Source organism: Pseudonocardia sp. WMMC193 (assembly GCF_021728735.1).
Taxonomy (GTDB): Bacteria; Actinomycetota; Actinomycetes; order Mycobacteriales; family Pseudonocardiaceae; genus Pseudonocardia; species Pseudonocardia oroxyli.
Map to the genome: position 1 here is coordinate 5,084,767 of NZ_JAKKDO010000003.1, position 23,690 is coordinate 5,108,456.

Sequence of the window (23,690 nt, forward strand, 5' to 3'; positions counted from 1 at the left end):
GTGCTTGCGGTGGCTGCTCGGGCGGCAGGACCGGCCGCCGTTGCCGATTCCGGAGCGACTTGCTGACGGATCGTTGCCGTCGCCGGAGCAGCTGACGGAGCGGGAGATCGCCGCCCAACCGTGGGCGTTCGAGGAGCCCGAGCGGCGGCTGGAGCTGCGTCGCAGGGTCGAAAGCGAGGCCCGGCGCTGCCGGCAACTCGTGGACCTCATTGCACGAACAAAGGCCTCGCTCGCATCTGGTCAGCGCTCGTAAGCGGCTGCCTGATCCAGCGCAATCTCCTGGACCCGGTCCTGCTCCGCCCAGAGCGCGAGCTGTTGGGCGCGGGCCTGCTCGGCGGACTCCTCTGTGCCGTGAGCGCGGTCGAGATCTTCCCGCGCATGGATCTCGGCGAGGGCGTTCTGCGCGCGACGGATCGCATCGACGGTGCTGTCGTCGGTCGTGCGGTGCGCGGCCCGCTCGGTCCGAGTGTGCGGCGCGAGCTGCCGTTCGTCCTCCGCGACGTCGAGGTCGGTGATCTGTCGGTAGTGCTCCTCGACGAGCTGGTCGGCGCGGTGGGCGTCGAGCCACTCTTGCGCGGTGACCTGGTCGGCCGGGCTGTCGAGGTCGACGCCGCGTGCGGCGAGCTCGTTGCGGGCTCGGTCGGCGTTGACTCGGGTGACGGCGGTGTGGGCGTACCAGGTGGCGCGAGCGTCGTCGATGATCTCCAGCTCGGCGGCGCGAGCGGCGGCGCGTCCGGCCTCGTCACGGGCTTCGGCGGCTGCGGCCAGTAGCTGCGCGCGTTCGATCGGATCGCCGAGAGTTGCTGCCCGTGCGGTCCACAGTTCGGCGTCGGTGTGGTGGCGTTGGGCTTGTTCATGGGCGGTCGCGAGGTCGTCGGCGACCCAGTCGGGGGCCCAGGTTTTCTCGCGGTCGTAGGCGGCGACGCGGATGCGGAGTTGGCCGTCGGTCATTTGTTGTTCGTCGGCGCCGCGGTCGGGCAGGTCGAGGGCGGTGTGGGCGGCGTGCCAGGCGGCGTGGTGTTCGGCGACGCCGGCCGGGGGTGGCGGGCCGAGGGGGTCCTGGTTGTCGGTGTGGTCGGCGAGCTCGCGGTACGCGGCACCCCAGCCTGCGCGGTGCTCCCACTCGGCGCGGGCCACGGGGTCGTCGGGGACGGGGCCAAGCGCTTCGACGGCCCACTGCGGAGCCTGCTCGGCGGTCTGGGCACCGAGTTCGCGGCGCCGATCGTCGGCGGCGTCGGCGAGCAGCTGGAGCCGTTCGTGTCGGCGCTCGGCGAGGTCGGTGGGGATGAGCTCGGCGTAGCTGCCGATCTGGGGCGACGGCATACCGTCCAAGGTCTTGGTGATGCGGGCATGGAGCACCTGGGCCGGATGGTCGGCGCCGTCGAGGCTGCGCGCGGTGACCGCGGCGCCCAGGAGTGCGTCCGGGCTGTGGCCGGCGAGCTCGCAGCTGCGCAGCAGCCGGTCGAGGCCGGACAGGGCGGGGTCGGCGGCCAGGTCGAGGCGCTGGGTGGGGGTGAGGTGCCCGTCGTCGGTGAGCCGGTCGAGCAGGGTATGGATGCGGCCGGCGGTGGCGTCGGCGATCTCGGCGGCGAGCCGGTCGACGTGCCGCGCCGTCGACCTTGACTCGTGATGCGCGTGTTCGTGTTCGGCGAGGGCGGTGCGGTCGGTGTGGTCGCGGTCGAGGATGTCGGCGAGCACGGCGCGTCCGGTGCGGGGTGCGACGGTGGTGGTCTGTCCGGCGGGGGAGTCCTCGGGGGTGGGGCGGGTGATGACGTGGGCGGTGTTGTGGTGGCGGCCGCGGGTCAGCGCGACGTAGAGCGCGGCGGGGTCGGCGCCGGGGCCGAGGACGGCGTGGGCGGTGTCGACGGTGCGGCCTTGGGCGGCGTGCACGGTGGCGGCGTAGGCGAGGGTCAGGTGCTCGGCCACGTAGCCGCGGGGCAGGGACAGGGTGATGCCGGTGGGGTCGGTGACCTGCAGGCCGCCGTCGTCGAGGGTGGCGGTGACCCGGTAGGTCTGGCGGTTGATCGGGGCGCGGGTGTTGCCGTCGTGTCCGAGGAGATGCCAGGCGTTGCGGCGGGCCTGCACGAGGTCCCCGACGCCGGCGACGGTGCCTTGGGCGGTGAGCTCGACCCCGTGCTCGGCGACCTTGCCGAGGGCGACGAGTTCGGTGCGTAGCTCGGCGGAGAGGCGGGCGGCGGCTTCGTTGGAGCCGACGAGCAGCAGGGATTCGCGGCCGGCGAGGGTGTCGGCGAGCCAGGCCCGCCGGGCAGCGGTCTCGGTCTGCTCGGTGGCGCCGCCGTCGCGGATGCGCCCGTGTCGCTGGTAGGCGTCCAGGGTGGCGGGGTGGCCGTCGCGCAGGTGCAGTGAGGCGGTGGCTTCCCAGGGGTGGGTGAAGCGGCGGACCTCGGCCAGCTCGTAGCGCAGGCCGCGTTCGCCGAGGTCGGCCAGTGCGCCGCCGGGCCCGACGGCGGCGAGCTGGCGCGGGTCCCCGACCAGCAGGAGTTTGCCGCCGGCAGCGGCGACGTGCTGGTGGATCCGGGCGAGATCGGCGGTGGTGGCCATGCCGGCCTCGTCGACGACCACCAGGTCACCTTTCTTGACGATAGGTGTCGAGGTGAGCCAGCGGGCGATGTTGTGGGCGGGCAGGCCTTCCTCGGCCAGAACCTGCGCGGCGATCTGCGAGGGCGCGAGGCCGATCACGCGGTGGCCGGTGGCGGTCCAGGCGTCGGCGAGGGCGGCGACGGTGAAGCTCTTCCCGGTGCCGGCCGCGGCGGAGAGCACCTCGACCCGGGCCCCGGAGGACAGCACCCCGACCACGGCCGCGGCCTGGTCGGCGCCGAGTTCGCGCCCGGATTCGGCGAAGCGCGCCACCACCGCTCGTGCCTGATCGACGGCGAGGGCGGGGGCGCCGCGGACGACCGCGGCCTTGCGGAGTTCGCGTTCGGCGGCGATCTGACCGTGGGTGGTGTAGCGGGCGGCGCCGGGCTTGGCGTAGACGGAGCGGCCGTCGGCTCGGACCAGCTCGGTCGGCAGCCCGGCGGTCTCCTCCTCGACGTTGAGTCGGACCGCACGCTCGATGGCGATGTCGGTGAGCCCGTCGAGAAACCCCAGCACTCGGGCGGGATCGAGGTGGAGGTGCCCGGGGAGGGCGTCGGAAATCGCTCGGGTCAGGTCTGAGCGGGACCAGGACTGGCGCCGCTCGGCCACGGCGGCCAGGGCCCGCTCCACCACGTCGTCGACCGACCAGTGCTCTGCCGGGCTGGCCTGCTGGCCGAGGTCCAGGACGTCGTGGGCCACCTGGGCGAGCCCTCCGGTGACCAGGGTGCGGGTCTCGGCCTCCCACCGGTCGAGGCGCTGCTCGAAGGTCTCGCCGTTGTGCGACTTGCCGGCCCGGGTGATCAGTGTGGCCTGCTGGGCGAGGCGGGTGCGCTCGAGGTTCGACGGCTCGCGATCGAACCGGTCGGTGAACGCGCGAACCAGCTCGCTCGTTTTCGCGGTGACGGCGCGGCGGCGGGTGGAGAACAGCTCGAGGACCTCCCGGCGGACTCCCACGATCTCCCGGGCCCTCCCGTCCGGGCGGGTGGCGAACCGGACCCCGAGGGCACGGGTCAGGTGGGCCTCCATGACTCGCTCGCCGATGGCGCCCGCGGCGCCGCGGTGGTCGTGGATGGCTCTCCCGTCGATCGCCCGCCAGCTCCCGTCCGCACACGGCACCCGGTTGAGCACGGCCTGGTGCACGTGCAGCTGCGGGTCGCGATCGCGGGAGTCGTGCTGCAGGAACTGGGCGACCACCCACTCGTGGGCATCGGTCCACCTCCCGGCACCCCCACCGTGATGCCCAACCCGCGCGTAGCCGGCGACGTCGGCGAGATAGTCGATGCTCGCCCGCGCCCCGGCCAGCACCGCATCCTCCACCGCCTCTTTGTGTGCCGCCCAGGCTGCCGCGACTTCATGGTCGCCGCTCTTGCGGGCGTCGTTCTCGGCGCGCTCGAACGCCACCCCCAACACGGTCACGGACTTCGGGGCGGAGAACGTGACGTCGTAGAACGCGACCGCCTGCCGCGCCGACCGCTCCGCGCTAGCCTTCAGTTGCGCCTGCTCCTCCGGCCCGGCCTCAGGATGCACGGCAAGCAGGTCCGCGTAGATCTGCTCCGCGGTGCGGTATTTGCGATGCCCCGCCGCCAGCGCCGTGGCCTCGCCCCACGTGGCACGAGCGTGTGCTGCGGCGTCTCGGGGATCGAGTAGATGGCTGTAGGCGGCTTCCATCAACTCGGCGTCCACCTGGCCGTGCAGGCCGAGGAGCTCGGCGCCGGCGCCGTACCAGAGCCCGGGAGGTTCGCCGGTGGCTTCGGCGCCGGTGTAGTAGCCCTCCCGGCCACCGGCGACGGCCTTGGTCAGGTAGCCGGGGTCGTGCCCGGTGGCGATGCTCAGCACAGCGGCGCTCCTTCGCCGCGGCCACAGGCCGCGGACACCTCGGGATCGTGATGCATCGGTGTGCGTCGGTTTGTGATCTTGAGTAGTTGATGTTGGAAGAGGGGTTGTGGAGGCGGCTGGAGGGTCATGGCTGGTGGTTCCGGAGGTGGAGCTGTTGTTCGTGGCGGGCTTGGGCGAGCAGGTCGTCGGTGACGGTCGGGGGCGCGCCTGTGCTGGCCCAGGAAGCGGCGATGGCACGCAGCTGAGAGGCCAGCGGGGCAGCGTTTTGGCGCTGCGGCAGGTACTGGCCGGGGGCGTGGCGGGACAGCTCGCAGGAGCCCGCGGTGGTCTTGATCCGTCGCACCACGCCGGGGCGGAGGCGGTCGTGCCAGTCCCCGACCTTCTGCCACGAGGGCGTTTGACGCGCCGCTGCGCCGGCGCCGGGCGGGTTGAGGCCGTAGGCGTCGTGGTAGGCCCCGCGCAGCCAGTGCAGCTCCTCGACGATGTCGGCGTGCCAGGCCCAGCAGGACGGCAGGAGCGCGTCCGCGTAGCGCAGGTACACCGCGGCGAGCCAGTCGGCGAGGTCCTCCAGATCCGCCACCGCAGTGTCGACATCGGGCGTTCCGAGCCAGGGCCGGACCGGGCTGGCTGGCTGCTGCGGCTGGGCACCGGCGGGGGCCGCGGCGAGCTCGGCGAGGGTGCCCGCCAGCTCGCGCACCAGGGCGTCGAGTTCGCCGAGGCGGCGGGAGGTGCGCTCCAGTTCCCGGGAGAGGGCCACCACCCGCCCCTCGGCATCAGCCGACACCACGCACCTCCCACACCCGCCCGTTGCGCACCCGGTTCGCGGCCTCGGCAGATCGAGCCGCTGGCTCCTCGGCGGCTGCATGTGCCGGCCTGGGAGGGCCGATGGGAGGCGGCGTGGGCGACGGGAGAACCGGGTGGGAGACCTCCCGCCGGGCGGGAGACGGCTCAGTCTGGGCCTCCCATCCATCCCACGCCGCTGCTCGGCTGGCGCGGGTGTGGGTGCGGACGTCGCGGCGCTTCCAGGCCATGCGCACCCGCCCGATGACCGGTGGCATCCCGCGGCGGATGAGTAGCACCCGCCCGAACGGGAGGTTCGCCAACTGTGCGGGGGCGATCACCGGGACCCGCCGCACCGTCCGGGACAGCACTGCGCCGTGCTCGTCGGTGGTAGCGACCGGCTCGTCGCGTTCGCCGGCTAGCGCCGACCAGTAGTCCAGATCGTCGCGGTCGCGGGTTCCGCCGAAGACCATGACCGAGGCGGTGTTGTTCAGGATGATCGCCGCGCCGGTCTCGCCCCATCGGGAGATGAGCTGGGCCCGGGACTGGAACGCCGCGACGATCGCCACCCCGCGCCCACCCATGTCTGCAGTCCACGACTCCAGCGGCACCGGGGAGATCAGCGCCGCCTCGTCGAGCGCGAGCAGCAGCGGCGGATCCAACCGGCCTCCGGGCTTGCGGGCGGCAAGGCGGCGCGCCTCGCGGGCGATGTGCCCGGTCAAGGCGCACACCAGCGGAGCGGCCTGGGTCTCCTCGGCCCCGAGCAGATAGATCGTCGCTCGGGTGCGCAGCAGTTCCGCAACGTCGAGGGCGGGCCGCCCGCCCCGGCCGGACGCGGCGGCGGATGCGGCGGGGGAGGTGAGCCACCCGAGAGCGGGCATGACGGTGGACGTGATCGAGGAACGGGTGCGCTCATTGGTCGTGAGGAACTGCGTGGCGCCCTGCACGAACGACGGCACCGGCGACATCCGGAGCAGCGAGGTCACCTCGTGCTCGTGTTCATCCGGATCGGCCACCCACGCCAGCACCGCCTGCATGCCCCGCCCGCCGAGCGCCGCGGCGTGCAAGAACGCGGCCAGGACCCGGCGAGCCTGGGCCTCCCAGTACTCCCGATCCCCGGCCCGCGCGACTGAGCCGGCGGCGAGCAGGTCGGTGGCCCGCTCCGCGGCGGTGACCGGGTCCTCGCAGCCCTGCAGGGGGTCGAAGCAGACGGTGGAGGCGATGCCGCCCAGCCCGACGGCGTTGAACACGTGTACCGGACCCCGCCGGGCGCGAAGTCCGCGGGTGAGCTCGTAGAGGTCGGTGCGGGTCGAGGTCACCACCGCGGCCCCGGGAGCGTCGAGAACGCGACCGGCCAGCCAGCCGGTCTTGCCCGTGCGCGGGCCGCCGAACACGCACACGACGTCCTCGAGCAGCGACCACACCCGAAGCAGCCCGACCCGACACAGCGGCAACGCGACTTCGGTCGTGGGAGTGCTGGCCTGCTCGAGCCTGGAGCGGACCTGCAGGGACGGGCGCACCACCGTGCCTCGACGGCGGACGGCCGGTGCGCTGGCGGTGTGGAGGACGTCGAGGGTCGAGGCGACGCCGGCCTTCCGGCGTGCCCGCTCTCCCCAGCGGCTCACCGTCGAGGCCGACCGGGCCCGACGCTGCAGCAGCACCGCGGCCCTGAGCACCGCTACCCCGACGATCACCGCGAGCGCAGCGAGGCCGCTCTCTGGCAGCGTGGCCAGTGCCTCGAGCACGAGAAGGCCCGACAGCACCGCCAGCACCGATGCGACCATCCGACGGCGTCGCCGCCAAGCGCCCACCCCGACCAGGGCGGACAGAGTCGCCCCGGCGAGGCACAGAAGGACGCTCATTAGGTCCTCCGCTCGTGGGCGGCCGATCCGCGGTGAGCGCGGATGAGCTGTTTGGCCACGTGCTCGGTGACTCCCAGCTCGCGCTCCAGCCGCACCCGGCCAGCGCCGCTGGCGATCAGCTCGATCGCCCGTCGCTCGGTCTCGGTGTCGCGCCCGGACTGCTCCAGGGCGGCGGACCCGTCGGCACCGGCATCGGGTGCGGTGCCCCACCAGCCGCTGGGGTCGACGACGTGCAGCGGTTGAGTCGCGTCCGTCTCGGGCTCGAAAGCTGCGTTGAGTTGCGACTCGACCCCGGCGGACGCATCCGTCCCCTCGCTTTGGCGGGTTACCAGGATCAGCAGCTCGAAGGACAGGGCCAGCGCCAAAGGCGGCCACCCCGACACGATCCACGACAACGGTGTCGGGGCTGCGGCGGCGACGTTGGCACCCAGCGACGCGGCCAGGCCCAGGACGAGCCCGGTCCACGGCAGCAGGCCGGCGTGCAGCCCCGCACGCCGGCGCACGAGCATCACCATCGAGGCAGCCACAAGTAGCCCGTCGACCGAGAGAGGAATCAGGTGCGCGCGCCAACCTTCTCCCGCTTCGGTCGCGAGCTCGTGCATGTGGACGTAGGAGGCGACTGCAGCGACTGCGGCCACGACCGAGACCGAGGCGACGGTGACCACGCGGACCCAGCGCGGGGTGGGCCTGCTCATCGCCGATCACCGCCGACGCCGGCCTGGCCTCGCTGTTCTCGGTCGATTGGGGGAGCGACATGCTGCGCGTGCTCGATAGTTCGCTTATCGGTAGCGAAGGCTGCCCGCAGCCCACACATCGTGCAAAGCGTCACGCAGCTGACGCCACCAGGTGTTTGAATGGTGTCGACGGAGAGCCCGCCCCTTCGGCCGCAGCTCTCACATCGGGCCACTCGGGGGCGAAAGGCAGTTTCGTAGGCGTCGGCCGGATACGGCCTACACGATTGGCGATCAGGGTCAAGGTTGCGCTCGGCGTGTGCGCTGGCGTCGGACAAGATGTGCACGGGTCAGCTCCTGGGCTGATCAAGTCCCCGGGCCGGTGTTGCCGCACCGCGTCCCGGGGGCGCCTACATCGGGGTCGAGGTTAAGTCCGATGTGGGCGGTCCGCGTCTAGTCCGCACCAGGTCCGCCAACTGCCGCCAAGAGCAGTCGGTCTCAACTAGTAAAGCTGCTGGTGAGAGTCGGTTTCCGCCGATCTCTACCAGCGTCCACCAAGGACTGGAAACTACTCGTAATGCGTAGGTCTGGGGTTCGACTCCCCAAGGCGGCTCCATCACCTACCAGCGACAACGCTGGACTACATGATCATTCTCGGTCGAGCTGGTTGCGTTTCTGGTTGCAGTTACGCCCGGCGGGCGCGTCGAAGCAGTGCGGCCAGGACGGCCACGGTGTGCGTCTCCCAGCAGCCGATCCAGCTGAGGACCTGGCGCTCGTAGTCGGTCAGCTCGAGTCCGTCGAGCGGTTCGGGCAGCGTCGCCACCTTCAGCGCGAGGATGCGATGCCGGGCATGATCGGCCGGCTCCCCGCTCTGCCGGTGGAGTCGTGGGTCGTAGGTGTTGTACGGCGGGGTCAGCGCCCACGGAGCGCTGTGGACCAAGTCGGCGCGGTCAGTCATCGCCGCCCCACAGCGCCGAGTCCATCCGGGCCGCGGCGTCGCGGGCGATCTCGCTCGCGACGTGCGTATAGCCCTCGGTGGTCCTGACGTCCGAGTGCCCGAGGATCTCTTGCACCGCCCGGATGTGGACGCCCTGCGCCACCAGCAGCGTTCCGGCGGTGTGCCGCATGTCGTGGATGCGGATCTGCCGGACGCCCGCGTCGGCGAGCAAAGCGGCCCACTCCTTCCAGTCGGACTTCTGGTCGATCGGAGACCCGTCGGACTCGGCGAAGACGAGATCGAGGTCCCGCCAGGCGTCGCCGGCGAGATGGCGCTCCACCAGCTGGGTCTTCCGCTGCTCGCGCAGCGCCTCGACGAGGCTCGCGGGCATCGTGATCTGGCGGCGGCTCTTGCCCTTCGGCCGCCGGAACACGAGTCCGCCGCCGAACCGCTGCGGGCATCGGCTCGCGTGGCGCGTGCACCTCGGTGGGCAGGTGGCGCGGTGGAGTCGTTCGCCGCAGGCGTGCGGGTCGTCGCACCCGTGCTGCCAGACGTTGCGTTGGAGCTGCCACCAGACCTTCACATCGCCGGTCTCCAGGTCGACGTACTCCCAGCGGAGTCCGAGCGCCTCGCCCTGCCGGAGCCCGCAGGCGAGGGCGACCGACCATCGGGCGGCGTTGCGCCGGCCCTGCGCGGCTGCGAGGACCTTCCGCGCCTCCTCGCGCGAGAACTGGGCCTGCTCGGTGTAGCCGAGGGACGGCGGGTCGACGAGCGTCGCGACGTTCCGGGCGACCTTGCCACGCCGCACCGCGATCTTCAGGGCCCGTGAGATCACCCGGTGCACCTTCAGCACGGTCGACGGCGCCTTGCCCGCCTTCAACATCGCCGCGTAGAGGCCGTCCAGGTGCTCGGGGAGCAGCCGATCGAGCCGATGGCGGCCGATGTGCGGGACAATCCAGTTCTCCGTCTTGGAGCGGTAGTCGTAGAGCGTCTTCGGCGCGAGCCGCCGCGCCGCGATGGTGTCGAGGTACGTCTCCATCCACTGCGCCACGGTCGGTGCGCGGCCCGCCTTGCGGACGAGTCCGGAGTCCCGCTCCTTCTCCAGGGTCCGGACCTTCTTGGTGACCTCGTGCTCTTCGCGGCCGCGGACGTGCCGGCGGTCCGGCTTGCCGTCCGCCTTGATCCCGACGGTGACGTAGCCGTGCCACCAACCGTCCTTGCCGGGGTAGATCGATGACCGGCCGTTGGGTCGCCGGGTGCGCTTCCCCTCGGTCACGCGGCGCCCTCCACGAGCCGGGACACGTAGTCACGGACGGCCTGTTCGGGGATGCGCCGACTGGCCCCGATCTTCACCGAGACCAGGTCACCGGAGTTGATCAGGTCGAAGACGCGGCAGCGGCCGATGTCGAGCATCCGGGCCACCTCCTCGACGCGGAGCAGAATCTTCACGGGCTCGCTCATGTCATCCCTCCGACGAGCGCGGTGGCGGTGATCCCGGCCGAGGCGCCGAGCACGACGCCGACGAGGACCAGAGGACCGAACGTCCGAGCCCGAGCCATGACGTAGATCAGGCCGAGCGAGCTGATCAGGACCGTGACGGCGATGATCGACAGGGTGCTCATCGCGCGGGCTCCTTCACGGCCGCGGTGTCGGCGGTGGTCAGCTCGTCCCAGCTCACGCGGCGGTCGGCGTGCGCGGTCGCGAGCGCACGCACCTCGGAGGTGGTCAGGTAGGAGCAGCGCGCGTAGTGCCAGTCCTGTCCGGCGTGGACGATGCCCATCCCGGGTCGGTGCAGGCTCAGCGCCCGCTTCTGGACCTCGGGATCGAGGCCGCCCAGCACCATCTCCGCGGTCTGGACGTCGTTGACCTGCAAGCAGATCCGCCCCGAGACCTGGGCGCGGATGCTGGTCACGCTCTTGCCGAGATCCGAGCCGAAGCGTTGGCCGCAGAGGATCACGTGGATGCCCATCGCCCGGACGAGTTGCACGATCCGGAGCAGCTCACGCAGGACGCGATCAGCGGTGCGCTCTCCGTCGTGGTCGAGCGCGATCTCCGCGACCTCGTCGACGAGCACGTAGACCCGCCGCAGATGCACGCCGAGCGCATCGGCCTCGGCCACGTTCCGCACCCCGAGATCGCGCAGGATCGCCGCGCGCTCCTCGGCGAGGGCCAGGACTCGCCCGCAGGAGGCCAGCACGTCGTCCTGGCGCGTGCAGACCTCGGTGTAGCGCGCTCGCCAGGCCTCGGCCTCGATCCCGAACTTCAGGTCCCAACAGACCATCGCGGCGTCGGTCGGGGCGATTGCCGCCTGAAGTCCGCTGAGGAGCATCGACTTCCCCGATCCGGTGGCGCCCGAGATCAGGTAGTGCGGGTGCTCGGCGAAGTCCAGGATGAGCGGATCGCCGTTGTCGGTGCTCCCGCAGACGAGCCTCCCCGGCGCCTGCTCGCGGGGCCGTTCGGTCACACGGGTGAGTGGGTCGCGGCGCAGGATGCGCAGCTCGAGGAATCCGGGCTGGTCCCGGAGTTCGAGCGCCTTGACCGACTGGACCCGCGCGGTGTGGCGGAGCGGGGTGCAGACGGTCGCGTAGTCGTCGAGGTGCTGGCCGGGTCGCAGCCGGACGCGCATCGACCAGCCGTGCGGGCTGATCGTGTAGCGGTCGAGACGCGGCACGGCGTAGACCTCGACGCGCAGCCGGCCATGCTCGGTGGTGTGGATGCGCTGGAGCGCCAGCCCGGTGTTGCCGCAGAACGAGCGCCACAGCAGCCCGAGCCGGACGAGCGCGAGCAGCGTCCGTAGGGTCCGCCAACCGTCGACCGAGCGGCGGGTGATCCAGGCACCGAGCCGGACGAGGAGCGCACGCACGGTCTCTGCGTTCATCGCTGCTCACCCGCCTCGACCAGCTCACCGAGCCAGATCCAGTTGCCGCAGTCGGGGCATCCACGGCGGACGAGGATCGCGAACTCGTCCGACCTGACCGCCGCCGGCTCCCAGACGTATGGGCAGGCGGTGCACACCAGGACCGCCGTGGTGGTGTTAGGCATTGACCGTCACCGCCCAGCGTTCGGCGAGGCGACGCAATGCAGCCACCGTCAGCGTCCCGTCGAGGTCGACGACGGGTCCCGCGTCGATGCGATGGTCATCGCGCAGGTGCCCCCACACGACGACGGGGACGCCATCGACCACCCCGGCCACTTCAAGGCGCGTATAGGTCTCGTGCACTCTCGCGCTAGCGATGGCATCCGGGAGCACGTCCGCCCAGGCGCACAGGGCACCCGCCGCCTCGACGGGATGCGCGAGCTGAAGCTCCACGAGCACCCCGCCGCGGTCGTTCAGCACGCCGACGTGCGTGATTGGCGGCAGCTCGGCGAGGGGGAGCGCGAGGAGCCCCACCCCGGCCTTAGCCATCGCCGCCGCATGTCGTTCGGTCCGCTGGTCCATGTCAGGCCCCTACCTCGGCCGCGGGCCGCGGCTTGCTGCCGTGTCCGTTGGTGATCGGACGGAGGCCGCCGGCCCGGTACCAGACCTGCACGCCGGTGACCTGCCCTTCGCGGTTCCGCTTCTCCATCACCCCGATCTCGAAGTCGCTCATCTCCACCTGCGTGCCGGGCGCGAGGTTCTCGCCCGGGTTCTTGTCGCTCACCAGCCCGACGTTGATCAGCTCGCGCTGCGACCGCCCGAACGCCGTGAACTCGGCCGCGATCTGTGCGGTCCACTTCGGCGTGCCCTCCTTGGTCACCTCCTGGCGGTACTGGTCGCCGAAGGCGGTCTTCGGTTCGACCGCGAGCAGCAGCAGTGAGTTGAAGGTCTTGCTCTGGTCCACCGTGAAGTTCTGGATCACCGGGTCTCCCGAGTCGATGTGTGCGGGAAGGTCCTCTAGAGGACCTCGCCGTTTGACGGTAGCACGAATCACACAGACAACTAGAGGAGTTAAGACGACGAGATACTGCCGTAGCCGGATCGGCAGGTCAGCGAGCGGGAAAGTCGTACTCCAGGACGTAGGCGGGAGCGGCCTTGACGGTGTCGCAGACCTCGACCGCCCGCCCCGCCGTGTCGTATGCGGTCCGCACAACGAGGAGGACCGGCGTGCCTGACGGGATCTGGAGCCGGCGCCGCTCCTCGACCGTCGGCATCCGTGCGGACACCTCCTCGGTGAAGTGCGCCAACTCGTGCCCCGCCTCTTCCAGGCGGGCGTAGATGCCGCCCGGCCCGGTGTCCTGCTCGGCGATCGCCGTCCCGTCTGCCAGATCCGCGGGGATGTACGAGACTGCGGTCTCGACGGGCAGCCCCTCGGCCAGGTACCGCCGCGAGCGGATGACGACCTCACCGGGCTCGTCGAGCCCCAGCCGCTCGCGGACGGGCTGCGGAGCCGGCCCCCGACTCACCTGGATGTCGTCGACGCTCGGCGCCACGACCGCCTTCTCGGCCTCAGCGATGAAGGCCGCCTTGCCGGCGTCACGGTGTCGACGTGCGAATCGGTCGGAGGCGAGCCGCCGCACAGGAGCGGGCAACCGCACGAAGACTCCGCGCCCCTGCTCGGCCACGACTCGCCCCTCGGTGCGCAGCTCCTGGATCGCCTGACGTGCCGTCATACGCGCGATGTCGTAGTGCCGCATCAGGTCTGCCTCAGAGGGCAAGCGGTCGCCCGGCTTCAGCTCACCCCGCTCGATCGCGCCCCGCAGCTGGTCGGCGATCTGCTTGTAGGGCGCGCGATCGTCGCTGCGGTCGAGGGACCCGAGCGACACAGCTTCTCCAGACGAGTAGGCAACTGTAGGTAGCAGTAGCCTACGGGTAGGACGTGAGTGAACGACAGCAACCGCGGCCGATCGCGGCCAACTGCGACAGTCTGCGGTGACGAGCGGTGACTGGAGCGGGGCCGTGGGGACACCGAAGCACTCGGTGAGCGTTGCCGGGATCGTCGTCCGCGACGACGGCCGCATCCTCGTGATCCAGCGCCGGGACAATCACCACTGGGAGCCCCCCGGCGGCGTGCTGGAACTGGACGAGACTTTCGAGGCCGGCGTCCGCCGCGAGGTCCTGGAGGAGACCGGCGTCGAGGTCGAGGTCGAGCGTCTCACCGGGATCTACAAGAACCTTCCCCGCGGCATCGTGGCAATGGTCTTCCGCTGCCACCCGCAGAGCGCGGCCGTCCCGAGCACCGACGAGGCCCGCGCCGTCGACTGGCTGACCGTCGATGAGATAACCGAGCAGATGAACCCCGCCTACGCGATCCGCGTCACCGATGCCCTTCTCCCTGACGGTGTCGTCACTCGCGCCCACGACGGCACCAACCTCGTCCGCACCTGAGCCTGGCCGCCTCCGGCGAAGCCTTCGGCGACCAGGGCGCCGCCCTGGACCCGGCACCGCTCAGGAGGTCGGCCTCTCTCACGACGCACCCAAGGGCTACCAGAAGCGCCGGCGGGGGCCTCGGTCGTTCGTCCGCCGGGCGCTCCACCGAGGCCCCCGCCAGCGCTCCTGGTCGGGTTGTACCTGCGCCGCGAGGGAGGTGCTAATCCCGCTTGGGGAGACGCCATCCAGGCAGCCTGAATGTATCTTGCCAACTCGACATGTTCCCAAGGTGCTTAGCGAACTCTTCTACGATCTCAGCCTCGTTAGCCTCACGGCTCTTAGCGCCATACGGGCGGTAATGCTCACGCCATTCGAGTGGTTTATCGCCGACTGCGTTGACGGGGGTGAACTCGTAGAGATGCTCCGCTGTCAGAGCGAAATGTGGCCGTCCCGTCACGCTCCTCGTCCGCCAGATTTCATTGCACTTTGCAGAAGAGTCCAATGTGGCCACAAAACTGGCAGAAGCATCGAGGGCATCGCAGACCCTCCACAGCTTGGCTAGCTCATCTTCGGTAAGTCCTCCCGCGCGCGTTTTGCACTCACCAACGACTAAGCCTCCATCCATGGTGACGAGAAGGACATCAGCTTCACCAATAACGGAGCCTGCATCGTCTAGAAACTCAACGCCTGGGTATGAGCCATATATGAAGGAGTCTCCATCGCCGGAACTGTATAGGTGGTCGAAATACCGCTGGGCAAATAGGTGGGAGAGGACGTCAGCGCTATGGGCGCGGACTAGAACCTCACCTGCTCGATACCGATAGTTCAAACTCTCGTTCTTGTAAGGCTTCTCAATCTCTTTAGTGCAACCTCTGCAGATGACCGGTGGGGCAATGTCAGACATTGGCCGCCAGCCCTTATAGCTGCACTCAGGGCACTCAATGAGGGTGCCTCGTAATAGCAACCGTCGGCGCTCGGCCCAATCAAGCCATGCGAGAGCCGCATCGCGAGAACCGAGGTGACGTTGTATTACGCTGTACGCAACGTCGGAACGGTCTTCGTCGTCCTCTGGCCCGCCCAGCGCCCTATTGATTCTGTCGAGAACAAGCTCGGCTCGCGCGCTCGATTCGATTGAGCCGTTGTCAGGCTCCTGGAGAAAGGCAGCGAGTCGCCGCTTGATGTAGGATTGGCCGCGCCGGGTTGTGAGCTCATCAATCAGTTTTGTAACTAACGGTGAGCATAGCCACGTTAGTTCGTCGACGGAGCCGATCTGTGCAACTAGCTGGCTTGCGATGCGTCCGGGGGTGCTGAGGCGACAAGTGAGACCGCGGTCCATTACTACGGCATGCATTACGTCGATGCCGGTTGGGTAGCGTACGTCAACGAAGTCGCGCCTAGTGGAGGCCTGAACTATTGCTCCATCATTGTACCGAGGACCGAAGTAACTCTCGGTATTCATTGTATTGCTTCGAGGTAGACGTTTACCGTGCACTGAAACTCGTAGGCTTAGGCGAAACCCTATCTGCTCAAGTACACTACGAGTTAGGGTCGATTCGTCGACCTCTGTGATGGAAGGAAGCTTTGCGACCCCGTTTGAAAAGTTCGCAACAGCCGACGACCAGATGCCACAGCCAGGTGCAGGTCGAACGACCTCCCACCAATTGATGGCATGAAAGTGTGGCGTTGCTTCGGCAAGTTGCTCAAGCTCCTGAAGTGGGACAGATGTGCTGACGAAAGCGCACTTGAGGTCACGCATTCCCCACAGATGTGGTGCGTAATCCCGAACCCACCTCAGTGCGATGGACGACACATCTTCACTCGCCGGGATGGCCAACGGAAAGCCGCTGGCGAGGCCGGAGACCGCGCGCAGTTGCCAAAGAAGGCAGAGATCGGAAACGTTCCCTGGCTCGTAAACTACGATAACGTTAGGCCCGAAATCGGCAGCCGTGTACCCCCGGATTGGAAGTGTCGGAGTGCTGTTGAACTGACTGCCGAGTGATCCACTTGTATAGGATAGAAAGCAGCTGCTATACCTAGCGGCAGGCATCTCCGCGGAGCGGAGGCTTTTCAGAAGATGGTCAGCGTCGGGTTCGAAAGGGTCGTCTGAGAAACGTAGGACAGACTCGTACGTTGCGTCGGGTGCGAGCCTGCCAACCTCGAGCTCGAACGTGTCGAACGTCGTTGGAAGTGAGCCCCATATACCGAGATACGCGAGATGCCAGGGATTATCTACGGCGACCCTGCTCGCGTCTAGTACAGGTCGACGTTCGTCACGTGTCGACTTATTCGACCAGGCTAAGACTGTCAGCAGAGTTGGATCGTTACGAACATCATCTAAGAACATCGTGCCGAACACGTCGCGCGAGAGGGCTGTTGGCTCCCCTGGGGGCTGGATCACACCATTTCCGGCTACAGCGTGGAGGCGCGAGGACCTCAGAAGTTCTGTCCAGCACGGATCAGGCTCAGATCCACCCCGCGCCGCGGGAGCCATCACATTGAATGCTCCGCCCCAAGTGTGGCAGTTTTCCTGGACCTGCTTGATCGCAGCGGAGTAGTCCGTCTCGTCCACTATGTGGCCCAACGGGGCAGGATAGAGAACTCGCTCGATCCCGTAGGTGCCTTCGAGCGGCGAGTCGTCGAGGATGCCCATGAGCGGAGTGTATCCCCGTTCCGTGAGCCGGGTGTTGCAGGAAACAGGTGGCGAGGTCGAGGTCTAAGTGGGTTTAGAAGAACTTGGTTCGCGGCATCGGCGTGATGGTTTCGCTACCACCCGCGTAGCGTCCGGCGAACCGGGCGCCACTGCGGGCGCAGCACTCCTCAGGAGGTGCGCCACCTCACGACATACCCAGGAGCTACCAGAGGCCCCGTTGGGGAGATCTAAGCGTGGAAGTTGAGACGGGCTTTCTTCTCACACTTCGACGGTCCGCTCCCGCGCCCGCGTACACGCCACATACAGCTTTCGGTGGAGATCCTCGTGCACATCCAAGCCGCTTCGGAGCGCATCGCGCGCTGCCTGAGATATCCGAAGCCCAACAACACCCCATTCACGGCCCTTTGCTTGGTGGATCGTTAAGCCTAGCACTGGCCTTTGCTCGTGCAGTATCCGCGACCGGATCTGTTTCAAACGTTTAGTGTATGCCCCATGAACAGGCCGCATCTCGCGCGGCGAGACCGCCTGGATAGTCGCTTTCAACTGGTTGTAAGCGTGATTTGCCGACTTTGCGCCAGGCTGTCGTAATGTGTCGAGAATCTCCTGGAGGCTAGGCTCCAGCTGACGAGGGATGTCCGGATCAGAGATCGCCAGCGTGGTCAGCGCATCTCCGAGGTAGGTGGCATCCTCCCCCATAACGCCACGTACGACGTGGTTCAGAAGTATCGTCGCTGCGGCTTCTTCACTACTGCCTTTAGGTGCATGAAAGGCCAGCGGAAGGACGTGGGCGCCAACATCCCAGATATCCTTCCAGAGTACGCCGAGCGCAACGTCAATCTTAGCGGATATGCCACCGTCATCAGATCGCTCAAGGCTTACCCCGCGCCCAGAGCGTAGGCCGTCTGCTAGGTCCCGCTGACTGGCGCTTAGCCAACGAAATGAATCCTCTAGCACGACTCGCGACATGCTAGTCCTGGCCGCCAACGCGGGAATGTCTTCTGGCCGAGCACCGCGGAAGACATATAGTGCCTGCCAAGGATCCCCTACCACGCTGACTGATACTCCGGCCTCAATCGCTAGCTCAATCACATCGATATCTAGATTGTTGGCATCGAAGATCTCGTCCACAATCAGCCCGCGCATGGAGCTATTAAAACGCGCTCTTACTGCTTCACGTACTGCTGGCGAGGATAGGGCTAGTTCGAGGACGTCTCGCACATCTTCATGCGTGCAGGTGCCCGCCTCAATCATCCTTTTCACGAACCTCGGCTCAACTCGCTGCGCGGCTTTTCTGGCGAAGCCAGTCTTTACTAGAACTGATCCCCCGCTGATTTCCATGCCGTAGATCCCGCGCTGGTAGAAAGTCGACGTCAGCACTTTCCAGCTGTCTTCGACCTTCAAGGCGACGTGCCCGTTCGGCCAGTGAAGAATTCGCTCCTGCAGGAGGAAGTGAACGAGTTCATAGATGACCGTGTCGAGTGTCACGATTCGATGCGGCCATTGAAGCGCAGTGGGCCCCCAAAGACTCCGCACCCGTCGCCGCAACTCATACGTTGCAGCGCGCGTGAAACTCACTGCTGCAACTGCGCGATGTTCGTAAGCTGATGCAGGAGCGTATCGGAGTGCACCGAATCGATGGGCGGCGACTGTCGTCTTGCCAGAGCCTGGGCCTGCCTCAATGAATAGCTTCGCCGTAGTGCTTCCAGCGGCCCGCGTCTGAGATTCGGTCAGGCTTCGATACTTACTGCTGTGAGTGGAATCTGCCACGGAATCCGTAGTTTGTGTTGTTGGTGCCTCAGATGCCATCTGCGGCACCGGCTGGGGGTATCGCCGTTGGCACATCAGACATGGTTGTCGTGGGGACATCCAGAGGCGCAAAGCCTCGGTAGATGAAATCGAACATTTCCTTGATGTGGTCCGGAAGGGTGATCTCTACTCCGCGCTTGAGTGAATCTGCTAAAACTTCGGCAACGGCGAGAGCGAACTCGGCTTTCCGTGCTGCACCTACCCCAGCGGGGATAGCCGGCGTGGATTCAGTGGCCTTCTTCGCGCTCCGGAAAATCGCATGGACAGACTCCGGAGTGATGTCGCCCGCAGGCAATTCAAGGTCCAGAAGCTTCAGCGCGCCTGAGACTACGTCCTCGTTCCCCTTAGTGATGGCGGGTTCAAGGGTGGGATGACTTAGGAACATGTCGACAATCGACGGGTCGTGATCCTGAAGCCATTTGGGTTTCGTAGGCGTTCCCTCGAATGGCAGATCGCTATCACGCAGGATGGCGAGCCGGCTGCACAGCTCGTGGCCTCGGGTCGCCAGGAGGTGTACTGACCATTGGCCAACCTTCGTGCCAATCGGAACGATGCTGAGCGCATCGATGAAGGACTGTTTGTCAAGGTCCTGTCCTGCCCAGGACCATCCGAACTCTCGCAACATTGCGACCTCCGTTACCCCTTCTACAAGAACTAGTCGTTCTGCGAAGAGTGCGGCCGATCGACTTGCGTCCAGATGAAGGCGAGTCTTTCGGAGGACGTTCGCTCGGTCCGGCATTGGTAAATCTTGAATTGCTAGCGCCGTTCTACGGCCATCCTCTTTTTTGCGCAGTACAACTAGGTTCTCGGGAGGGCAGGAAGTGATGATGTCAGTTGCGTGACTAGAGAGAATCACTTGAATCTCGGGGCGCTGGTCGACAACTCGCCGCAAGTATCGTACAAGTGAATGTTGCAGCTGGGGGTGTAAATGCGCCTCGGGTTCTTCGATGAGTACCGTCGCATGGAACGGAGCCGTCGGATAGAACGAATCCTCTTGCGAGTCACGCTCGGCTTGGGCCTGCGCGAGCCGAAGGGCAGCGTCCGCGGCATCATCTCCAGAGGGACTGACGTCGTCGGGCGAGCGCTCCGGTTCAGACGGAGACGAGCTGCCTGCCGGAAGCGGATTTGCCGAGTCTGGAATAGCGGCGAGGGTGACCGCAATGTGCAGGAGGTTTACGTATCCCAAGCCGGAGACTTCAAGGGGGCGGGCGTGCTGCCGACCTTCAAGGGCTGCAAGCATCAGCTCCAGAACACGAGCAAGGTAGGCGTCGTCAACTACCTGTCCCCGGATATACGGCCAGTTCTTGCTGACACCCGCCGTCAGAGAGGAAAGATGTTGTCTGATCCGCTCCTCGACGGATGCAAGAGAGCCGTGCTGCGCTAGGTCCTCCAAAAGGCGAGATGCGCGTGATCGAATATTGGTGAGATTGCGGCTTCCGGTCGTGTCCTGCTGCTGTGCCCGAAGTAGCTCGATAAGGATTCGAGCCTCTCGGCGAGCAAGCTCGTCTAAAGGGTTGCGCCATGCAGGGAGGTAGACGAAGCGGATTGCGTCGGAGTAGTCATTCCGAACCTGAAGCTCTGACCGTATTGAGCCGAGGTCGCGGCTCAAAGTCTTGCTCCAGTTGGCGGCTATGGTTCCTGGCGCGTTCCGGCCCGTCTGGGTTTGGATCTGTATGCCTAGCGGTCCTTCAGGTACTCCCGGGAGTTCGTACCTGTACTCAACTTCAATTAGTCGCTCGCCGTCTCCCAGTCCGGCAGCTGAAAAACGGGGTAGGCGTGGAAATGTTCGGGTGTGTACGAGGTAGGCGGCATCGGATACTGTCGTCTTGCCTATACCATTTGTGCCAACAACAACGCTAAATCGACCTGGCAATTGTACCGATATCTCGCTATCGGAGCTTGCTCGGAGACCACGAACTAGAAGCTTGCTCAAATACACAGTGCGGGGGCCTCCGTACGGCGAGGTCAGCGATCGGGCGTGACGCTTGGTGCGCGTGATCATCGTACGATTGCGGAGCGCCGCCACTGCGGAGCGACTCGACCGTTTGCGCAAGTTGGGCCATTTGGCCTAAGGGTGCCGCTCGCTGGCCCGGTGAACGTCCACTTCGCTGCTGCCGGAGGCTTGTGGGCGGTGCCGCGCATGTGATTGGTCATGGGTGAGTCGCAGGTAGGACGCAAGCTGTGAGGCGAAGTCTGCTCCGTTGTTGACGCAAACAAACCCGCGTCCTGTTCCAAAGAGGATCTTTCGCGCTCGGCTCGGGCGATAGAGTGCGCGACCCGTGTGTCGGTCGACCCGCAGTCGGTGGTTGGTCTTCGTCAGCCCCTTGGCTCGATACCAGCGCCTAGCAACCCGACCCGCCGCGATGGCGACTGCGGGAGTTACCTCTCGAACGGCCAGCTCGCGTTGCAGATTTCGGTAGCCCCAGAACCTGCCTGCGCTTTTTCGTTGAAGCGCTTCGGCATCCGGGCACCTGCAAGCGGGACATCTTTCGATGCTCTTCCCGTACTCATTGCCGCAGTTCCTGCATGCCAGGTGGACGTCCATCCACTCCGGTGGCACGTGGTGCTGATACTCCTTGCCAGTAGCGGCGGCACCGTACTTGGCGAAGTAGATCGCCATCCGCCGCGGGTCGGTGAGCTTCAGACCCTGCGCATAGTCGACTCCCGTTCCGGCGAGCAGGTGCTTCCGGCGCTCTTCGAGGTCCGGATGGGCGACGATCTCGGCCCAGACGATCGAGAGCCAGCGCTTGAAGTCGACGTGGGTCGGCTGGCCGGTCTCGGGGTCTGGAACTGTAATCATGCACATCGGCGGCGTGGTTGAGATGTGGAAGTGGACGGCGCCGCGGCGCTGGAACTCCTTCTTCCACGGCCCGCGGAGCGGCTCGCCCCACGCACGGGCGTAGCGCTTGCAAAGAGAATGGAAGTGGCCCATTGCCACGTCGGCGGAAGGGGCGACCGCGAGCCAGTCCCCAGGGTAGGTCAGTGTCAGCATCGCGGGAAGCCGACCGGTGCGGTCCTCGACCTTGAAGTGATCTGAGCGGCAGCGCGGGCAGCGGTCGAGGTCGGCGTCGAACTCCTCGCGGCAGTCGGAGCAGATGTTGAACCGGCCGTAGAGCTTCGTGTAATCGAGGTCGGAGAGTCGCTCGACGAGCCGGGCGCGGGAGCGTCGGGTCCAGCCCGTGATCGTGCCTCGGGTCGGCAGCGGTTCCGGGATCTCGCCGTCCCAGGACGCGGCCACGTCGATCTGCTTCCGATGGCGCTCAACGGCTCGCTCGTGCGTCCGTTCCGCCCGGGAGTAGTTCCGGGTGCGGACCTTGAAGGCACCGGGGCTGACGACGATCTCCCAGCGAGGGCCCTCGCCGAGGTCTCCCGTCTCGGGCTTGATGTGCGGGATGAGGTCGGCCGCGTGCTGCACGAGCTCCGGGCTCGGGAACGACGGCTTCCACGGTGGCTCCGGCTCGGCTGTGCGGTCCAGTCGTTCTTCCTCGCGGACAGATATGGCACATAGGACAAGCCCAGCCGGGCCGCCGGGCTCGGCCTGGGCATGGCCACCCCGATGCCGTCGCTCAGCCTGCCCGGTGCGCCAGCCTCCGGCGCGCACCGTGCGGCTGGCGCCGCCAGGGGTGGCCGGCGCCAGTCCGGCGAGGCGGCCCGGCAGAACGGTCCCGTGCGATCTGTCGCTGGAATACGTCGACTGCACCGTCGAGGGGACCGGTGTGGCCGTGAACCGAGCAGGATCGAGGGCGCTCGCGGCGTCGTCGTCGGCACGGCGCGCGGGGGTACGGTCGGTCATGGGGAGCCTTCCTGGAGAAGGCTCGACCGAGGAACGCGCCTCGTCCGGACGCGCTCAGATCATGACCAGCGTGGTTGCAGACGTGGTTGCAGTTGCCGGCCGTCTTAGCCGGTCTGCACGGATGTCGCCACGGTGCGGACCTGCGTGTCCGGACCCGCGGAGACGGGCCCGGACAGCGGGCTAGAGGTGGAGCGCCGGCTCGTAATGCGTAGGTCTGGGGTTCGACTCCCCAAGGCGGCTCCACAGTTTTCGCAGGTCAGATCCCTATGGCTGTTCTGTCAGGGCGCTTGGATCGTTAGACCGGCGCACCAGCCGACTCCTTCTTGGCATGGGATCGTTCGTGCTATCCGCCCTGTTCAGGGGTCTGCTGCCAGGGATCTTGGGGCAGCATGTCCAGGGCATGGCGGACTCATGCCCCGGCGAGTGCGTTGCTTGGACAGACTGAGGGTGCGCCCTGAGTTCGTGAGAGTGCGTACGCATCTGCGTACACTGGTGGTCGTGCAGCTTCCTGAGGTTATGTCGTTCCGGGAGTTCCGTGCGGGCTTGGCGGCGGCTCTTCGACGGGTGCAGGAACCGGGTGCGCAGCCGGTGTTCGTGGGTGCCCATCGTCGCGCCGAGGCGGTGGTGATGTCGGTCGAGCGCTACGAGCAGCTGATTGCGGCGGCGGGTCGCCGCGAGGCGGTGGGCGAGGCCCTTGCGTCTGTTCGCGCTGAGGGACTGGAGCCGAGCGCGGAGGGACTGGCCCGGCTGGAGTCGGTGGCCGAGGGGCGGTTGTCGCCTGCGGAGGCTCGTGAGCAGGTGCTGGCGCGCTATCGCCGGTGAGTCCCGCTGATCCGTACTTCGACGCCGCGCACGGCGTCCTGCGGAACCGTCTGGGGATCGTGGACCGCGGCGAGTTGGAGCAGGTAGAGGCCGAGCTCACCGCCTTGCGTCTGGTGGAGTTGCAGGAGCAGCCGATTCCGGGTGGCTACGACCTCGCGCACCTGCAGGCGTTCCACCGGTTCATCTTCGGCGATGTCTACGACTGGGCGGGAGAGCTCCGGTCGGTGGTGATCGGCAAGGGCGAGGTGTTCTGCCTGCCGCAGTTCATTGAGCCCTTCGCCGACGACGTCTTCGGACGGTTGGCGCGCGACGGGTTCCTGTGTGGGTTGGGTCGGGCACCGTTCGTCGACGGTCTGACGGAGTTGTTCGCTGACGTCAACGCGCTGCATCCGTTCCGGGAGGGCAACGGACGCACGCAGCGGGCCTTCCTCGCGCAACTCGCCGCAGACGCGGGGTGGCGGATGCGGTGGGAGCCGATGAACCCGGGGGAGAACGTACGGGTGTCACAGCTCGCCCACCGTGGCGATGTCGCGCCCCTCCGGGCGATGCTCGATGGCCTGGTTGACGCTGAAGGTGACGTTCCTCGACCGCGGTCGTCCTGAAGAGTCGGCCTGCCGGGCTGGGCATGGCTCGGGGCATGAGGTCCGA

The 23,690-nt window shown here is 67.3% G+C and carries 20 protein-coding genes and 1 pseudogene; 4 read left to right on the forward strand and 17 right to left on the reverse strand.

The window, feature by feature from the left end:
• Positions 1-240 precede the first annotated feature (240 nt).
• From mobF to L3X23_RS26215, 4 genes are all read right to left on the reverse strand, one after another.
• A complete protein-coding gene (mobF, locus tag L3X23_RS26200; RefSeq protein WP_237195386.1) occupies positions 241-4,434 on the reverse strand; it encodes a MobF family relaxase in 4,194 nt (1,397 codons plus the stop codon).
• 124 nt (positions 4,435-4,558) lie between these two features.
• Positions 4,559-5,218, reverse strand: a complete 660-nt coding sequence (locus L3X23_RS26205; RefSeq protein ID WP_237195388.1) for a hypothetical protein — start codon at positions 5,216-5,218, stop codon at positions 4,559-4,561.
• Positions 5,208-7,076, reverse strand: coding sequence for a type IV secretory system conjugative DNA transfer family protein (locus L3X23_RS26210; protein ID WP_237195391.1), 1,869 nt, complete (start codon positions 7,074-7,076; stop codon positions 5,208-5,210). Before L3X23_RS26210 ends, L3X23_RS26205 begins: the two co-directional genes overlap by 11 nt.
• A complete protein-coding gene (locus L3X23_RS26215) occupies positions 7,076-7,771 on the reverse strand; it encodes a DUF2637 domain-containing protein (protein ID WP_237195393.1) in 696 nt (231 codons plus the stop codon). The genes L3X23_RS26210 and L3X23_RS26215 overlap by 1 nt, the downstream gene beginning before the upstream one ends.
• A gap of 454 nt (positions 7,772-8,225) precedes the next feature.
• Between L3X23_RS26215 and L3X23_RS26220 the strand changes: the two are divergent.
• Positions 8,226-8,363, forward strand: a pseudogene (locus L3X23_RS26220).
• A gap of 69 nt (positions 8,364-8,432) precedes the next feature.
• Here the strand turns inward: L3X23_RS26220 and L3X23_RS26225 are convergent.
• From L3X23_RS26225 to L3X23_RS26265, 9 genes are all read right to left on the reverse strand, one after another.
• Complete coding sequence (locus tag L3X23_RS26225; protein ID WP_237195396.1) at positions 8,433-8,705, reverse strand: hypothetical protein; 273 nt, start codon at positions 8,703-8,705, stop codon at positions 8,433-8,435.
• Complete coding sequence (locus L3X23_RS26230; RefSeq protein WP_237195398.1) at positions 8,698-9,960, reverse strand: tyrosine-type recombinase/integrase; 1,263 nt, start codon at positions 9,958-9,960, stop codon at positions 8,698-8,700. Before L3X23_RS26230 ends, L3X23_RS26225 begins: the two co-directional genes overlap by 8 nt.
• Positions 9,957-10,145: a helix-turn-helix domain-containing protein gene (locus L3X23_RS26235; RefSeq protein WP_237195399.1), complete on the reverse strand. Its 189-nt coding sequence runs from the start codon at positions 10,143-10,145 to the stop codon at positions 9,957-9,959. The genes L3X23_RS26230 and L3X23_RS26235 overlap by 4 nt, the downstream gene beginning before the upstream one ends.
• Positions 10,142-10,306 (reverse strand): hypothetical protein, encoded by a 165-nt coding sequence (locus L3X23_RS26240; RefSeq protein ID WP_237195401.1) that lies wholly within the window; start codon positions 10,304-10,306, stop codon positions 10,142-10,144. Before L3X23_RS26240 ends, L3X23_RS26235 begins: the two co-directional genes overlap by 4 nt.
• Positions 10,303-11,562, reverse strand: a complete 1,260-nt coding sequence (locus L3X23_RS26245) for an FtsK/SpoIIIE domain-containing protein (RefSeq protein WP_237195402.1) — start codon at positions 11,560-11,562, stop codon at positions 10,303-10,305. Before L3X23_RS26245 ends, L3X23_RS26240 begins: the two co-directional genes overlap by 4 nt.
• Positions 11,559-11,726, reverse strand: coding sequence for a hypothetical protein (locus L3X23_RS26250; RefSeq protein ID WP_237195403.1), 168 nt, complete (start codon positions 11,724-11,726; stop codon positions 11,559-11,561). The genes L3X23_RS26245 and L3X23_RS26250 overlap by 4 nt, the downstream gene beginning before the upstream one ends.
• A complete protein-coding gene (locus tag L3X23_RS26255; RefSeq protein WP_237195404.1) occupies positions 11,719-12,123 on the reverse strand; it encodes a hypothetical protein in 405 nt (134 codons plus the stop codon). The genes L3X23_RS26250 and L3X23_RS26255 overlap by 8 nt, the downstream gene beginning before the upstream one ends.
• A gap of 1 nt (position 12,124) precedes the next feature.
• Positions 12,125-12,523 (reverse strand): hypothetical protein, encoded by a 399-nt coding sequence (locus tag L3X23_RS26260; protein ID WP_237195405.1) that lies wholly within the window; start codon positions 12,521-12,523, stop codon positions 12,125-12,127.
• Positions 12,524-12,650: 127 nt separating this feature from the next.
• On the reverse strand, positions 12,651-13,427 hold the full coding sequence (locus L3X23_RS26265) for a GntR family transcriptional regulator (protein ID WP_237195406.1): 777 nt from the start codon (positions 13,425-13,427) through the stop codon (positions 12,651-12,653).
• Positions 13,428-13,581: 154 nt separating this feature from the next.
• Here L3X23_RS26265 and L3X23_RS26270 point away from each other — a divergent pair, with 154 nt between their 5' ends.
• The gene (locus L3X23_RS26270) at positions 13,582-13,989 is read left to right on the forward strand and encodes an NUDIX hydrolase (protein ID WP_237195407.1); all 408 of its coding nucleotides are present in this window, start codon (positions 13,582-13,584) and stop codon (positions 13,987-13,989) included.
• 202 nt (positions 13,990-14,191) lie between these two features.
• Here L3X23_RS26270 and L3X23_RS26275 read toward each other — a convergent pair whose 3' ends face one another.
• The 4 genes from L3X23_RS26275 to L3X23_RS26290 form a co-directional block, all read right to left on the reverse strand.
• Positions 14,192-16,621 carry a hypothetical protein gene (locus tag L3X23_RS26275; RefSeq protein ID WP_237195408.1) on the reverse strand — a complete coding sequence of 810 codons (2,430 nt, stop codon included), beginning with the start codon at positions 16,619-16,621 and terminating at the stop codon, positions 14,192-14,194.
• Positions 16,622-16,879: 258 nt separating this feature from the next.
• Positions 16,880-18,487 carry a UvrD-helicase domain-containing protein gene (locus L3X23_RS26280; protein ID WP_308116943.1) on the reverse strand — a complete coding sequence of 536 codons (1,608 nt, stop codon included), beginning with the start codon at positions 18,485-18,487 and terminating at the stop codon, positions 16,880-16,882.
• Positions 18,417-20,036, reverse strand: a complete 1,620-nt coding sequence (locus tag L3X23_RS26285) for an ATP-dependent endonuclease (protein WP_237195413.1) — start codon at positions 20,034-20,036, stop codon at positions 18,417-18,419. The genes L3X23_RS26280 and L3X23_RS26285 overlap by 71 nt, the downstream gene beginning before the upstream one ends.
• Before the next feature lie 459 nt (positions 20,037-20,495).
• A complete protein-coding gene (locus L3X23_RS26290; protein WP_237195415.1) occupies positions 20,496-22,220 on the reverse strand; it encodes a hypothetical protein in 1,725 nt (574 codons plus the stop codon).
• A gap of 498 nt (positions 22,221-22,718) precedes the next feature.
• Between L3X23_RS26290 and L3X23_RS36325 the strand changes: the two genes are divergently transcribed.
• Both L3X23_RS36325 and L3X23_RS26300 read left to right on the forward strand, forming a co-directional pair.
• Positions 22,719-23,042, forward strand: a complete 324-nt coding sequence (locus L3X23_RS36325; RefSeq protein WP_237195416.1) for an antitoxin VbhA family protein — start codon at positions 22,719-22,721, stop codon at positions 23,040-23,042.
• Complete coding sequence (locus L3X23_RS26300) at positions 23,039-23,644, forward strand: Fic family protein (protein WP_237195417.1); 606 nt, start codon at positions 23,039-23,041, stop codon at positions 23,642-23,644. The genes L3X23_RS36325 and L3X23_RS26300 overlap by 4 nt, the downstream gene beginning before the upstream one ends.
• Positions 23,645-23,690 lie beyond the last annotated feature (46 nt).